Origin of the sequence: Micromonospora nigra, assembly GCF_900091585.1 — a bacterium.
GTDB lineage: Bacteria > Actinomycetota > Actinomycetes > Mycobacteriales > Micromonosporaceae > Micromonospora > Micromonospora nigra.
Genome location: NZ_FMHT01000003.1, coordinates 2,084,742 through 2,097,571, shown reverse-complemented (window position 1 = coordinate 2,097,571; position 12,830 = coordinate 2,084,742). Strand labels below are relative to the sequence as shown.

Below are 12,830 nucleotides of genomic sequence, written 5' to 3'. Positions count from 1 at the left end.
GTGAGCCGGGTCTGCGAGCCCCGCAGTCGCGATCCGAGGTGACACCGTGACTCCACCGGTCCGGCTCGACCGGTTCCGTTGGTGGCACATCGACGAGGTGCTGCGCATCGAGGCGGATCTGTTCGGTGCGGAACAGTGGTCCGCCGCCATGTTCTGGAACGAGCTGGCCAACGGCCACTTCTACCTGATCGCCACCGACCCGACGACCACCGACACAGCCGACCCCACCGATCCGACGACCACCGACACAGCCGACCCGACGGGCGGCGTCGGCGCGGGCGGCGGCGCGGTGCTCGGCTACGCCGGGTTGACGGCCACCCCGCCCGACGAGGCGTGGGTGCAGAACATCGCCGTGCGGCGCGACGCCCAGCGGCGCGGGGTGGGCCGGCTGCTGCTGGAGGCGCTGCTCGCCGAGGCGGCCCGGCTCGGCACCCGGGACACCCTGCTGGAGGTCGCCGCCGACAACGTGGCGGCCCAGCGGCTCTACGCGGCGTACGGCTTCGAGCCGATCGGCGTACGGCGCGGCTACTACCAACCCAGCAACACCGACGCGCTGGTCATGCGGCGCACCCAGGATTGAGCGATGGCTGACGAACCTCTGATCCTCGGCATCGAGACCTCGTGCGACGAGACCGGTGTCGGCATCGTGCGCGGGCACACCCTGCTGGCCGACGCGCTGGCCTCCAGCGTCGAGGAGCACGCCCGTTTCGGCGGGGTGGTGCCCGAGGTGGCCAGCCGGGCCCACCTGGAGGCCATCGTGCCGACCATGGAGCGGGCGTTGACCGAGGCGGGGGTGACCCTCGCCGACATCGACGCGATCGCCGTCACCTCCGGCCCGGGGCTGGCCGGGGCGCTGCTGGTGGGGGTGGCTGCGGCCAAGGGGTACGCCATCGCTGCCGAGAAGCCCGTCTACGGCGTCAACCACCTGGCCGCGCACGTCGCGGTGGACACGTTGGAGCACGGCCCGCTGCCCGAGCCGGCGATCGCCCTGCTGGTCTCCGGCGGGCACTCCTCCCTGCTCCTGGTCGACGACCTGGCCCGGGGCGTCACCCCGTTGGGCGCCACCATCGACGACGCGGCGGGCGAGGCGTTCGACAAGGTGGCCCGCCTGCTGGGGCTGCCGTTTCCCGGCGGGCCGTACATCGACCGGGAGGCCCGGGCCGGCGACCCGGCGGCGATCGCCTTCCCGCGCGGGCTGACCGCCGCGAAGGACCTGGCGGCCCACCGGTACGACTTCTCCTTCTCCGGCCTCAAGACGGCGGTGGCCCGTTGGGTGGAGGCGCGGCAGCGGGCCGGCGAGCCGGTGCCCGTCGCCGACGTGTCGGCGTCGTTCCAGGAGGCGGTGTGTGACGTGCTGGTCGGCAAGGCCCTCGACGCCTGCCGGGCGAACGGGGTGGACACGCTCGTGATCGGCGGGGGAGTGGCGGCCAACTCGCGACTGCGGGCGATGGCCGAGCAGCGTGCGGCGACGCGCGGGGTGCGGGTCCGGGTGCCCCGGCCGACACTGTGCACGGACAACGGCGCGATGGTCGCCGCGCTCGGCTCGCACCTGGTCGCCTCGGGTGTCGCGCCCAGCCGACTCGACCTGCCCGCCGACTCGGCCATGCCGCTGACCACGGTCAGCGTCCGGGGGGAGGACGACACATGATCGTACGGATGTGGGAGGCGCGGGCGGAACCGTACGCCCTGGCCGACCTGGTCACCTGGGTCTGCGAGACCGCGCTGCCCGAGTTCGACCACGACCCGCTGCACGTGTCCAGCGAGGTGTTCTCCTCCACCGACCACCGGGTGGTGGTGATCTCCAAGTGGCGTAGCAGCCCGCGTCCCCTGCCCGACGCGCCCCCGATGCTGCTCGCCCGGCCCCCGCACTCCTGGGACTTCACCCAGGTCGACCGTTGACCGCAGGCCGGGCCGCGCCGGCAACGTGACCTGTGGCACGGCCCGGCGTTAATTGGTTCGCGCCCGTGCCGGCCCGCCCCATAGCGTCGGGTTGCCATGCGTTTCCAACCGGCCGGCGATCCCGGCGTTCCCGACGCGCGGTCGGCGACCCGCTACCTGATCTGGCTGGCCGGCCGGCACAAGGTGCTGTTCACCGCCGGCATCCTGCTCGCCGTCGTCTGGATGGTGGCGCAGGCCCTGATGCCCGCCGCCGTCGGCCGGGCGATCGACGCGCTCACCGCCCGTGACCGGGGCGGCCTGGTCACCTGGGGCCTCGTCCTGCTGGCGTTGGGTGTGGTGCAGGCCGTCGCCGGGATCCTGCGGCACCGGTTCGCGGTGCACAACTTCCTCGGCGGCGCGTACCGGACGGTGCAGCTCACCGTCGGGGCCGCCAACCGGCTGGGAGCCGCGCTGCCCCGGCGGGTCGCCGCCGGTGAGGTGGTGAGCATCGGCACCGCCGACATCAGCCACATCGGCCACGCCCTCGACATCACCGCCCGGGGCACCGGCTCACTCGTCGCGGTCGGCGTGGTGGCCGTGGTGCTGCTGGCCGCCTCGGTGCCGCTGGGGCTGGTCGTGGTGCTCGGGGTGCCGCTGCTGATGGCGGTGGTCGGGCTGCTGATCCGGCCGCTGCACCGGCAGCAGCGGGCCTACCGGGACTCGGAGGGGGCGCTGACCACCCGCGCCGGCGACATCGTCTCCGGTCTGCGGGTGCTGCGCGGGGTGGGCGGCGAGGAGACGCTGTCGGCCCGCTACCGGGCGCAGTCGCAGGGCCTGCGCGTCGACGGCCTGCGGGTGGCCCGGATCGAGTCGTTGCTGGAGGCGGCGCAGATCCTGCTGCCCGGTGCGTTCCTGGTCGTGGTGACCTGGCTGGGTGCCCGGTTCGCGCTGCGCGGCGAGATCACCGCCGGGCAGCTCGTCGCCTTCTACGGCTACACGGCGTTCCTGGTCAGCCCGTTGCGCAACCTCACCGAAGCGGTGGACCGGCTGACCAGGGGGCATGTAGCCGCCCGCCGGGTGGTGCGCCTGCTCGGGCTGGCCCCGGAACTGACCGACCCGCCCCGGCCGGTCGCCGTGCCCGGCGGGCCGGGTGACCTGGTGGACGTCGCGTCCGGTGTGACGGTGCCGGCCGGCCGGTTCACCGCGCTCGCGGCCACCTCGCCGCAGGACGCGGCGGCCGTCGTCGACCGGCTCGGCCGGTACGTCGACTCGGACGCGACCCTGCACGGCGTACCGCTGCGGGACGTGGCGCTGGCGACGGTGCGGGAGCGGATCCTGGTGGCCGACAACGACGCGCACCTGTTCACCGGCCCGCTGCGCGCGGAACTGGACCCGCACGACCGGGCCGACGACGCGGCGGTCCTGGCGGCGCTGGCGGCGGCCGGCGCGACGGACATCGTCGAGGCGCTGCCCGACGGGCTGCACAGCCGGGTCGCCGAGCGGGGCCGGGAGTTCTCCGGCGGCCAGCGGCAGCGGCTGCGGCTGGCCCGCGCGCTGGTCGCCGACCCGGAGGCCCTGCTGCTGGTCGAGCCGACCAGCGCGGTCGACGCGCACACCGAGGCCCGCATCGCCGAACGCCTCGGTGCGGCCCGCGCCGGTCGCACCACCCTGGTCTGCACCACCAGCCCGCTGATGCTTGGCCGCGCCGACCGGGTGGTCTTCGTGGAGGACGGCAAGGCGGTGGCCTGCGGGACGCACGCCGAGCTGCTCGACAGTGAGCCGCGCTACCGGGCGACGGTCAGCCGGGAGGAGGACTGATGGCCACTGCGCTGCCCGTCGCCGACGCCCGCCAGGTGCGCCGTTACGCCCGTACGCTGGTGCGTCGTCACCCACGGGCGCTGGCCGCCGCACTGGGCCTGCACGCGGCGGCGGCCGCCGCCGGCCTGGTCGCCCCGCGCCTGCTGGGCGACTTGGTGGAGGGCATCTCCCGGGGCGTGGCGAGCACCACCGTGGACCGGATCGCGCTGCTCATCGCCGGGTTCGTGGTGGCGCAGGCGGTGCTGGTCCGCTTCGCGCACCTGGCCTCGGCCCGGCTCGGCGAGCGGGTGCTGGCGGAGCTGCGGGAGGAGTTCGTCGACCGGGTCCTCGCCCTGCCCCTGTCGACGGTGGAGCGGGCCGGCACCGGCGACCTGCTCACCCGGACGTCCCGGGACGTCTCGGCGCTGTCCCGCACGGTCCGTTTCGCGGTGCCGGAGACACTGATCGCGGTCGTCACCGTGGCCTTCGTCGTCGGCGCGCTGCTGCTGGTGGGGCCGCTGCTGATGCTGCCGTCCCTGCTGGCGGTGCCGGTGCTGTGGGCCGGCACCCGCTGGTACCTGCGCCGCGCCCCCGACGGCTACCTGCGGGAGAACGCCGCCTACTCCGACATCACCGACGGGATCAGCGAGACCGTCGAGGGGTCGCGGACCACGGAGGCGCTACGACAGCAGCCGCGCCGCCGGGCCCGCACCGACGCTGACATCCGCCGGTCGTACGCGGCCGAGCGGTACACCCTGCGGCTGCGGACGGTCTTCTTCCCGGTGGCGGAGCTGGGGTACGTGATCCCGGTGGTGGCGACCCTGCTGCTCGGGGGCTGGTGGTACCTGGAGGGCTGGGTCACCCTCGGCCAGGTCACCGCCGCCACCCTCTACGCGCAGCAACTCGTGGACCCGGTCGACCGGCTGCTGACCTGGCTGGACGAGTTGCAGGTCGGCGGTGCCTCCATGGCCCGGCTGCTGGGCGTCGCGACACCCGCCGAGCCGACCGGGCCGACCGGGCCGACCGGGCCCGCCGTGCCCACGGTGCCGGTCGAGCACGCCCTGTCGGGCGGGGACCGGCGGGTCGCCGCGTACGACGTCCGGTACGCCTACCGCGCGGGCCGGGACGTCCTGCACGGGGTGACGCTCGTGCCGGAGCCGGGGGAGAAGCTGGCCATGGTCGGGCCGTCCGGTGCCGGCAAGTCCACCCTCGGTCGGCTGCTGGCCGGGGTGCACGCCCCGCGCAGCGGCTCGGTCACCGTCGCCGGGCGGCGGCTCGACGAACTGCCACTGGCGGAGTTGCGCAGGCACGTCGCCCTGGTGACCCAGGAACACCACGTCTTCATCGGTACGCTGCGCGACAATGTGGCGATGGTCCGCCCGGACGCCGACACCACGGCGGTGCGGTCGGCCCTGACCGCGGTCGAGGCCCTCGACTGGGCCGACGCGTTGCCCGACGGGCTGGACACGGTGGTCGGGGCGGGCGGGCATCCGCTGTCACCGGCGCAGGCGCAGCAGTTGGCGCTGGCCCGGCTGGTGCTGGCCGACCCGCACACCCTGGTGTTGGACGAGGCCACCTCGCTGATCGACCCGCGGGCCGCCCGGCAGTTGGAGCGTTCGCTGGCGGCTGTCCTCGCGGGTCGCACGGTGGTGGCGATCGCCCACCGGCTGTTCTCCGCGCACGACGCCGACCGGGTGGCCGTCGTGGAGGGGGGCCGGATCACCGAGTTGGGCCCGCACGAGGAACTGGTGGCGGCCGGCGGCGCGTACGCCGCGCTGTGGCGCTCCTGGCACGGCGACCGCCCCTGACGTCGGGCCGAGCGCGTCCCTGGCACGGCGACCGCCCCTGACGTCGCCGGGTCGGCCGACCCGTCAGACGTCAACGGGCCGGCCGACCCCTCAGCGGATGGTCACCGTGGTGGTGGCGGCGGCCCGGTCGATCTCGCTGATCCGCGCGGTGATCGTCAGCGTCCACTCGCCGGGGACGGGGAAGCGCAGCTCGGCGCTGGCGTGGTGCGGTTCGATCGCGGCGATCTCGACATCGACCGGCTCGATGCCGGCAGCCGGCAGGGTGGCGGTGATGGTCCACTCGGCGACCGGCAGCTCCCGGCCCCCGGGCGTGTACGTGTAGGCGTGCAGGCTGTTCGCCACGCCGGCCCGCGCGGGGTACACGTCGAACTGGAGGGCGAACAGGTCGGTGGTCAGCGACCGGGCGACGCCGTCCCGCGCGACCGGTTGCGCCCCGGTGCCGGCGGTGCGGCCGGGCGGGGTCTGCACCAGCGCCGCGGTCAGGGCGAGCACCCCGGCGGTGGCGGCGAGTTCGACCCAGGCGGCCCGGGCGACGGTGCGGGGCAGCTTCGCGGCGACCCGCCGCCGCACCAGCCGGCGCTGCCGGGCGGCCACGGCGAGCACCCCCGCCAGCAGGGCCGCCTTCGCGCAGAGCAGCCGCCCGTAGGTGCTGTCCAGCAGCGCAGCCGGCCGGCCGAGTTCGATCGCGGCCTGGCCGACCCCGGCGACGACGAGCCAGGCCACCGCGAGGGTGGCCAGCCGGGACCAGGCCGGCAGTATCCGGGCGAGCACCCGTTCGTGGGTACGCCGCAGCAGGAACACGGTCAGGGCGAACAGCCCGCCCAGCCACACGGTCACCCCGGCCAGGTGGATGACGCCCAGCGTGATGCTCACCGGGGGCAGCGGGGCGGCCACCGGGTGGCCGGCGAGCGGCCAGGTGGCCAGGACGGCGACCCCGACCGCCGCGAGCGCCCCCGCGCGTCCCCGGCCCGCACCTCGCGCGACGGCGGCGGGCAGCAGCGCCCCCGCCAGGCAGAGCAGCCCCAGTCGTACGCCGAGCACCACGCCGATGTCGCTGTCGGCCACCGCCACCAGGTCGGCGGCGGACAGGTCGTCGACGGGTGCCCCGACCACCTGGGCGGCCTGACCGACCCAGGTGCCCACGGTGGCGACGGCGGCCAGCCCGAGCCCGGCCAGCGCGGTGACGGTCACGCTCCGCCGGGACAGTCGCCGGGGCCACATCGTCGCCGCCAGCAGCGTGGGACCCACGGCCAGCAACAGGCCGAGGTAGCCGACGTACCTGGCGGCGGGCACCAGCGCCCCGGCCGGGGTGTCGGCACTACTGGCGGGCTGTGGCGGGCTCGCCGACGGGGCGCCCGCCGAGAAGACGAAGCTGCCGGCGACCGGGTGGCTGTCGGCGGAGACGACCCGGTAGCTGACGAGGTACGTGCCGAGCGGCCGGTCGGCGACCCGCAGCGGGATGCGCAGGACGGTGTCGCGGACCTGCGGCTCCCCGCTGTGGATCCGCTTGCCGTCGGGAGCCAGCACCTGCACCCGGCCCGGCACCGGGGTGACCGGTTCACTGAAGGTCACCACCACCTCGCGCGGCGCGTACCCGAGAACCTGGTCGCGCAGCGGCATGGTGGCGACCACGACGGCGTGCGCGGCGGCCGGGCTCGCCGGCCCCAACGGCACGCACAGCGCGGCCAGGACCAGCCCGAGCAGGACGGCGCAGCGGGCACGGGCGGCAGCCTGCCGGCTCAACGGATCCTCCGCTCGGGACAGGGACGACGCCACGGACCTCAGGACCGGCGGTGGGATCAGGTGCGGCGCAGCATGCGCCAGGTGGCCACGCCGCCGGTGGCGAGAGCACCGAGGAAGACCAGCCACACGATGGTGCTGCTGATGCCCATCTGCGGGCCGGTGTTGGCGGAGGCGGCGGCGAGCAAACCGTCGTTGCCCGGGGCGGGCAGCGCGGCCGGCGGCAGTTCCGCCCAGCGGACCAGTCCGGTGCTCTCCAGCATCTGCATGTGGTCGCCGACGAAGGTGTTGGCCTGGTCGGCCAACTTGCGGATGATCGGGTCGCGGGTGCTGGCCCGGACCGCGCCGATCACCGGGAAGATCTTGCCGTGGGCGACCCGGAGCCGGGTCACGAAGATCTGGTCGAAGCGGGCGCCGGTGGCGTCCTTCATCTCCGTCAGCCAGCCCTGCTGCTCCGGCGTCGGGTCGTTGGGGATGGCCGCGCCGAGCTTGTTGGCGGCTTCGACGGTGATCCGGTCCAGTTCCTCGTGCTGCCGGGCGATCTCCGCCCCGATCTGGCGCACCACCGGGTTCTGACCCTTCTCAGCGGCCATCTGCCCGGCCGGCATCTCCCACAGCCCGGCCAGGCGGACACCGTTGAGCAGGGCGGCGTCGGCGGCGTTGAGCTGCTGCCCGACGGGCGCGGCCAACGCGACGCCCGGCAACACCGTGATGCCGGCGGCGATCGCGATGAGCAGCACCGCCAGGCGACGGGTCCGGGTGCCCTGCCGGCGACGAGCGGATTCCAGCGGTGCCATGTCTGCGGTGCCTCCTCGGTCGAGAACCGGTCGCCTACGGACGGGCGACCGCACCCCGCCGGCCGCCCGTCCGTCCACTGGTACGGATTGACCGCCCGATCAGTTCACCGCGCGCCGCGACCGGCGGGAAGAGTCCTCACCCAACGGCCCCGCCCGGCGCGGCCCCACAGCCCTGCCGGCGGCCTGGTCCCAGGGTCCCGCCTGAGCGCGGGCCGACCGGTCAGCCGGCGTCGAGGGGGTCGGCGAGGAGCCGGTCGAAGGCCAACTCGGCGGCGCCGATCAGCGGGGCGTCCTCACCGAGCTTCGGGGTGCGCAGCCGGACGTGCTCCACGCAGGCGGGCAGCCCGTTGGAGTTGAGCCGGCTGCGCACCTGGGCGGCGGCGGCCAGGTACAGGTCGCGCATGGTGCCGCCGAAGATGACCATCTCCGGGTTGAAGATGTTGACCAGGTTGGCGACGCCGAAGCCGAGCCAGTCACCGGCCTGGCGTACGGCGGTCTGGGCGCAGGCGTCGCCCCGGTCGGCGGCGTCGAAGACGCCCAGCAGCGCGTCCCGGCCCCGGGCGTCGTGGCGTCCCGCGGCCCGCAGCAGGCCGTGCTCGCCGATCTCCGTCTCCCAACAGCCCCGGTTGCCGCACTCGCAGGGCGCCCCGTCCCGCGCCACCACCATGTGCCCGACCTCGCCGCCGTAACCGCCGTGCCCGGTCAGCCGCCGGCCGCCGGCGATGATGCCGGCCCCCACCCCCACGTCGCCGTACAGGTAGATGACGTTGTCGCAGCCCGCCGCCGCTCCCCGGGCGTACTCGGCGAAGGCGGCCACGTCCGCCACGTTGCCGACCGTCACCGGCAGGTCGAGGCCCAGTTCCGCGCCGAGGGCCGCGCCGATCGGCTCGTCCACCCAGCCGGTGGTGGGGCCGAGTCGGACGAGACCGTCGTCGCGGCGGACCATTCCGCAGACCGCGACGCCCGCGCCCACGCAGACCGCGCCGGCCGGCACCGGCCCGCGCATCTCCTTGACCGCCCCGGCCAGCAGCGGCGCGGCCTCCGCCGCGGACAGGCCCCGGGGCCGGTCCAGCTCCCGGCGGTCGAGCACCGCACCACCCAGACCCACCCGCGCGGCCCGGAGCCGGTCCACCTCGATGCTGTACGCGTACGCGTACACCCGGTCCGACTCGGGCCGGACGACCAGCGACGGTCGTCCGGCCCGGCCGGTTTCCCTCGGCGTCCCCTCACTCACCAGGCCGGCCGCGGCGAGGTCGGCGGTGAGCGCGCCGATGGTGCTCCGGTTCAACCCCAGCGTGGCGGTCAGTTCCGCCCGCGTGGTCGCCCCGTGCAGGTGCACGTGGCGCAGTAGGGCACCGAGATTCTGCCGGCGAATCTCGTCCTGGCTCGGTCCTACGCGCATCGTGCGGTTAGCTCCGGGTGAGGGGGTCAGCGGTTGCCGGCGGCGGCGGACCGCCGTCGGGACAGCGCGTCGACGCTGGCCGCGAGCAGCAGGACGATACCGGTGACCACGTACTTGACCCCGGAGCTGTAGCCCAGCAGGCCCATCCCGTTGTCGATCACCGCCACGACCGCGCCACCGAGGACCGCGTCGAGCACCCGGCCCTTGCCGCCGAAGAGGCTCGTGCCGCCGATCACCGCCGCGCCGACGGCGTAGAGCAGGACGTTACTGCCGCCCGTGTTGGGGTCGACGGAGTTGGCCCGGCTGGCGGCGACGATGCCGCCGATCGCGGCCATCGTGGAGCAGATGACGAACACGGAGATGCGGATCCGGTCGACGTTGATGCCGGCCCGGCGGGCGGCCTCCTTGTTGCCGCCGACCGCGTAGATGTGCCGGCCGTAGCTGGTGCGCTGGAGCACGAAGGTCCACAGCACCAGCAGCGACGCGATGATGGGCACCACGATCGGCACGCCCTTCAGCGAGTTGATCAAGGTGTTGAAGCTGCGCTCCTGGTTGAGCACGTAGACCGCGAGGCCGAGGATCAGCGCCAGGCCGCCGATGCGGATGAGCACCACGACCATCGGGTCGGTGTGCAGGCCACGCGCGGCGCGGTTGCGGTGGCGCAGCAGTTGGACGGCCGCGTAGCCGGCGACGGAAGCCGCGGTGAGCGCCCAGCCGAGCGCCGGGGGCAGGTTCCGGTTGGCGATGGCCACCAGCACGTCGTCGCGTACCGAGATGTTGGTGCCTTCCTCCATCAGCAGTAGCACCACACCCTGGAAGGCGAGGAAGCCGGCGAGGGTGACCACGAACGACGGAATGCCGACCTTGGCCACCAGGAAGCCGAGGCTCGTGCCGATCACCATGCCGGTGACCACGGCGGCGAGCACCGCCACGTACCACGGGTAGCCGAGGACGGTGACCACGTTGGCCAGCACGGCGGCGCAGACGCCGCTGGCGAAGCCGGCGGACAGGTCGATCTCGCCCAGCAGCAGGACGAAGACCAGACCCATCGCGATCAGGGTCACCGCCGCGCCCTGAGTGAACAGGTTGGCGAAGTTGGCGGTGGTGAGGAACGAGGGCCGCAGGACCGCGAAGACCGTGCAGAGCACGATCAGTCCGAGGACGGCCGGCAGCGCCCCGATCTCGCCACCCCGTACGCGACCCACGTAGCCGCGGACGTGGTCGGTGAGCGTGGAGGTCGGTGTCCCGGCGGGCGGGCCTTCCTTGCGCACGGCGGTGGTGCTCATGAGACGCCTCCTGGGGTGGTGCCGGCCGTCGCCGCGCCGTTGCCGCCGGTGGCCGGGTCGGCGGCGAGCCCGACGTCGCCGGAGCGACCGGCGGTGATCAGCTCGACCACCTGCGCGTGGGTGGTGTCGGTGGTCTTCACCTGGGCGACCATCTGGCCGAGGTAGAGGGCGGCGATCCGGTCGGAGACGGCGAAGACGTCGTTCATGTTGTGCGAGATGATGATGACGGCGAGGCCGCTGTCGGCGAGCCGCCGCACCAGTTCGAGCACCTGGGCGGTCTGGGCCACGCCCAGCGCGGCGGTCGGCTCGTCCAGGATGACGAGCTTGCTGTTCCAGAGCACCGCCTTGGCGATCGCCACGGTCTGACGCTGGCCGCCGGAGAGGCTGGAGACCTGCTGCCGCAGGGACTTGACGGTCCGCACGGAGAGGCTGGCGAGCGTCTCGGCGGCCATCTGTTCCATGGTCGGCTCGTCGAGCACGATGCCGCTGCGCTTCTCCCGGCCGAGGAACATGTTCTGCACGATGTCGAGGTTGTCGCAGAGCGCGAGGTCCTGGTAGACGACCTCGATGCCGAGCGCTGCGGCGTCCCGCGGGCTGTGGACGCTCACCGGCCGGCCGTCGAAGAAGAACTGGCCCGAGTCGGTGGGGTGGATGCCGCTGATGCACTTGACCAGCGTGGACTTGCCGGCACCGTTGTCGCCGACCAGCGCGGTCACCTCGCCCGGGTAGGCGGAGAGGGCGACGTCGCGCAGGACCTGGACGGGACCGAAGCTCTTGTCGATCCCGCGCAGTTCCAGCAGGGGAGTCGCGGACACGGGGGTCTCCTTTACGCGGAGGGGAGATCGGGGCCCGTCCGGCGGCGCGCCGCCCGGCACGGTGGGACCGTGCCGGGCGGCGCCGCCTTCGGCGGGTGGGTCAGCTGATGCCCGCGTCGGCGCAGAGCTGGACGAAGGCTCCGGTGCAGACCTCGTCCTTGGTCACGAAGCCGTCGGCGATGACGTCCTTGACGTTCTCCTTGTAGATCGCCTTCGGGGTGAGCAGGACGGCGGGCACGTCGCGGCCACTCTCGGGGTCCTTGACCGTCTGGCCGGTGTCCTTCCGCTCGCCCTTGGCGAGTGCGATGGCCAGGTCGGCGGCGGCCTTCGCCTCCTCCTTGATCGCCTTGTAGACGGTCATGCACTGGTCGCCGGCGAGGATGTTCTGCAGGCCCTGCGGGGTGGCGTCCTGGCCGGTCACCGGGACCTTGCCGTTGAGCTTGTTCTTCTTGAGCACCGAGATGGCCGCGTTGCCGAGGCCGTCGTTCGCCGCGAGCACGCCGTCGATCTTGCCGCCGGCCTGGGTGAGCTGCTGCTCGAAGATGGTGGCGGCCTGGGCGTTGTCCCAGTCCGGCACCGAGTCGTCGGCGACCTTGGTGTACTCGCCGGCGTCGAACTTCGGCTTGAGCACCGAGTCGTAGCCGTTCTTGAACAGGGTGGCGTTGTTGTCGGTCGGCGAGCCGTTGAGGTAGCTGATCGCCGGCTTGGTGACGTTGGCGTCGGTCAGGCACTTGACCAGGCCCTCGCCCTGGAGCTTGCCGACGGCCTCGTTGTCGAAGCTGACGTAGTACTCGGCGGAGCCACCCAGGGTGAGCCGGTCGTAGTCGATGGTGGCGACGCCCTGCGACTTGGCCTTGTCGAGCACGGCCTTGCCGGTGCCGGAGTCGAGGTTGACGATCATCAGGGCGGTCACGCCGCTGGTGATCATCTGGTCGGCGATCGTCTGGAACTGGGACTTGTCGCCCTGCGCGTTCTGGATGTCGTACTCGACGCCGGCGGACTCGAACGCCTCCTGGAGGAACTTGCGGTCCGCGCCCTCCCAGCGGGCGGAGGACTTGCTGTCCGGCAGGATCACGCCGATCTTGGGGGTCTTGTCGGAGCCGGTCTGCTCGCTGTCGCCTGAGTTGTCGCCACATGCCGTCACGCTGCCGAGGGCCAGCAGGCCAGCGGCACCGACGGCGAGGAATCCCTTGCGCATGTGCAGGGTCCTTTCGAGGTGGGGGAAGGGGTGGTGGTGCTTGTTTTGTTGTGTCCGGCAACGTATTTCGTGCTCCGCCCCCAATACAAGGGTGCCGAGGTCACGAGTT

The 12,830-nt window shown here is 73.6% G+C and carries 11 protein-coding genes; 5 read left to right on the top strand and 6 right to left on the bottom strand.

The window, feature by feature from the left end:
* Nucleotides 1-46: 46 nt before the first annotated feature.
* The 5 genes from GA0070616_RS08780 to GA0070616_RS08760 all read left to right on the top strand — a co-directional run bounded on the left by GA0070616_RS08780 (nucleotide 47) and on the right by GA0070616_RS08760 (nucleotide 5,483).
* On the top strand, nucleotides 47-580 hold the full coding sequence (locus GA0070616_RS08780) for a GNAT family N-acetyltransferase (RefSeq protein WP_091079184.1): 534 nt from the start codon (nucleotides 47-49) through the stop codon (nucleotides 578-580).
* Nucleotides 581-583: 3 nt separating this feature from the next.
* Nucleotides 584-1,648 (top strand): tRNA (adenosine(37)-N6)-threonylcarbamoyltransferase complex transferase subunit TsaD, encoded by a 1,065-nt coding sequence (gene tsaD, locus GA0070616_RS08775; protein ID WP_091079180.1) that lies wholly within the window; start codon nucleotides 584-586, stop codon nucleotides 1,646-1,648.
* Nucleotides 1,645-1,899: a hypothetical protein gene (locus GA0070616_RS08770; RefSeq protein WP_091079175.1), complete on the top strand. Its 255-nt coding sequence runs from the start codon at nucleotides 1,645-1,647 to the stop codon at nucleotides 1,897-1,899. Before tsaD ends, GA0070616_RS08770 begins: the two co-directional genes overlap by 4 nt.
* A gap of 96 nt (nucleotides 1,900-1,995) precedes the next feature.
* Nucleotides 1,996-3,696, top strand: coding sequence for an ABC transporter transmembrane domain-containing protein (locus GA0070616_RS08765; protein ID WP_091079170.1), 1,701 nt, complete (start codon nucleotides 1,996-1,998; stop codon nucleotides 3,694-3,696).
* Nucleotides 3,696-5,483 carry an ABC transporter ATP-binding protein gene (locus GA0070616_RS08760; protein WP_091079166.1) on the top strand — a complete coding sequence of 596 codons (1,788 nt, stop codon included), beginning with the start codon at nucleotides 3,696-3,698 and terminating at the stop codon, nucleotides 5,481-5,483. The genes GA0070616_RS08765 and GA0070616_RS08760 overlap by 1 nt, the downstream gene beginning before the upstream one ends.
* A 90-nt stretch (nucleotides 5,484-5,573) precedes the next feature.
* Here GA0070616_RS08760 and GA0070616_RS08755 read toward each other — a convergent pair whose 3' ends face one another.
* From GA0070616_RS08755 to GA0070616_RS08730, 6 genes are all read right to left on the bottom strand, one after another.
* Nucleotides 5,574-7,226, bottom strand: coding sequence for a copper resistance CopC/CopD family protein (locus GA0070616_RS08755; RefSeq protein ID WP_091079163.1), 1,653 nt, complete (start codon nucleotides 7,224-7,226; stop codon nucleotides 5,574-5,576).
* Nucleotides 7,227-7,282: 56 nt separating this feature from the next.
* Nucleotides 7,283-8,020 (bottom strand): DUF4142 domain-containing protein, encoded by a 738-nt coding sequence (locus GA0070616_RS08750; protein WP_091079159.1) that lies wholly within the window; start codon nucleotides 8,018-8,020, stop codon nucleotides 7,283-7,285.
* Between the two features lie 220 nt (nucleotides 8,021-8,240).
* Nucleotides 8,241-9,422, bottom strand: a complete 1,182-nt coding sequence (locus GA0070616_RS08745) for an ROK family transcriptional regulator (RefSeq protein ID WP_091079156.1) — start codon at nucleotides 9,420-9,422, stop codon at nucleotides 8,241-8,243.
* Between the two features lie 26 nt (nucleotides 9,423-9,448).
* Nucleotides 9,449-10,708: a sugar ABC transporter permease gene (locus tag GA0070616_RS08740; protein ID WP_091079153.1), complete on the bottom strand. Its 1,260-nt coding sequence runs from the start codon at nucleotides 10,706-10,708 to the stop codon at nucleotides 9,449-9,451.
* Nucleotides 10,705-11,523, bottom strand: a complete 819-nt coding sequence (locus tag GA0070616_RS08735; protein WP_091079151.1) for an ATP-binding cassette domain-containing protein — start codon at nucleotides 11,521-11,523, stop codon at nucleotides 10,705-10,707. Before GA0070616_RS08735 ends, GA0070616_RS08740 begins: the two co-directional genes overlap by 4 nt.
* 100 nt (nucleotides 11,524-11,623) lie before the next feature.
* On the bottom strand, nucleotides 11,624-12,721 hold the full coding sequence (locus GA0070616_RS08730; RefSeq protein WP_091079148.1) for a sugar ABC transporter substrate-binding protein: 1,098 nt from the start codon (nucleotides 12,719-12,721) through the stop codon (nucleotides 11,624-11,626).
* Nucleotides 12,722-12,830 lie beyond the last annotated feature (109 nt).

Bases quoted from the DNA above. Each gene is read 5' to 3' on its own strand.
- GA0070616_RS08750 (WP_091079159.1), bottom strand. From the start codon at position 8,020: ATGGCACCGCTGGAATCCGCTCGTCGCCGGCAGGGCACCCGGACCCGT.
- tsaD (WP_091079180.1), top strand. From the start codon at position 584: ATGGCTGACGAACCTCTGATCCTCGGCATCGAGACCTCGTGCGACGAG.
- GA0070616_RS08745 (WP_091079156.1), bottom strand. From the start codon at position 9,422: ATGCGCGTAGGACCGAGCCAGGACGAGATTCGCCGGCAGAATCTCGGT.
- GA0070616_RS08765 (WP_091079170.1), top strand. From the start codon at position 1,996: ATGCGTTTCCAACCGGCCGGCGATCCCGGCGTTCCCGACGCGCGGTCG.
- GA0070616_RS08760 (WP_091079166.1), top strand. From the start codon at position 3,696: ATGGCCACTGCGCTGCCCGTCGCCGACGCCCGCCAGGTGCGCCGTTAC.
- GA0070616_RS08770 (WP_091079175.1), top strand. From the start codon at position 1,645: ATGATCGTACGGATGTGGGAGGCGCGGGCGGAACCGTACGCCCTGGCC.
- GA0070616_RS08740 (WP_091079153.1), bottom strand. From the start codon at position 10,708: ATGAGCACCACCGCCGTGCGCAAGGAAGGCCCGCCCGCCGGGACACCG.
- GA0070616_RS08730 (WP_091079148.1), bottom strand. From the start codon at position 12,721: ATGCGCAAGGGATTCCTCGCCGTCGGTGCCGCTGGCCTGCTGGCCCTC.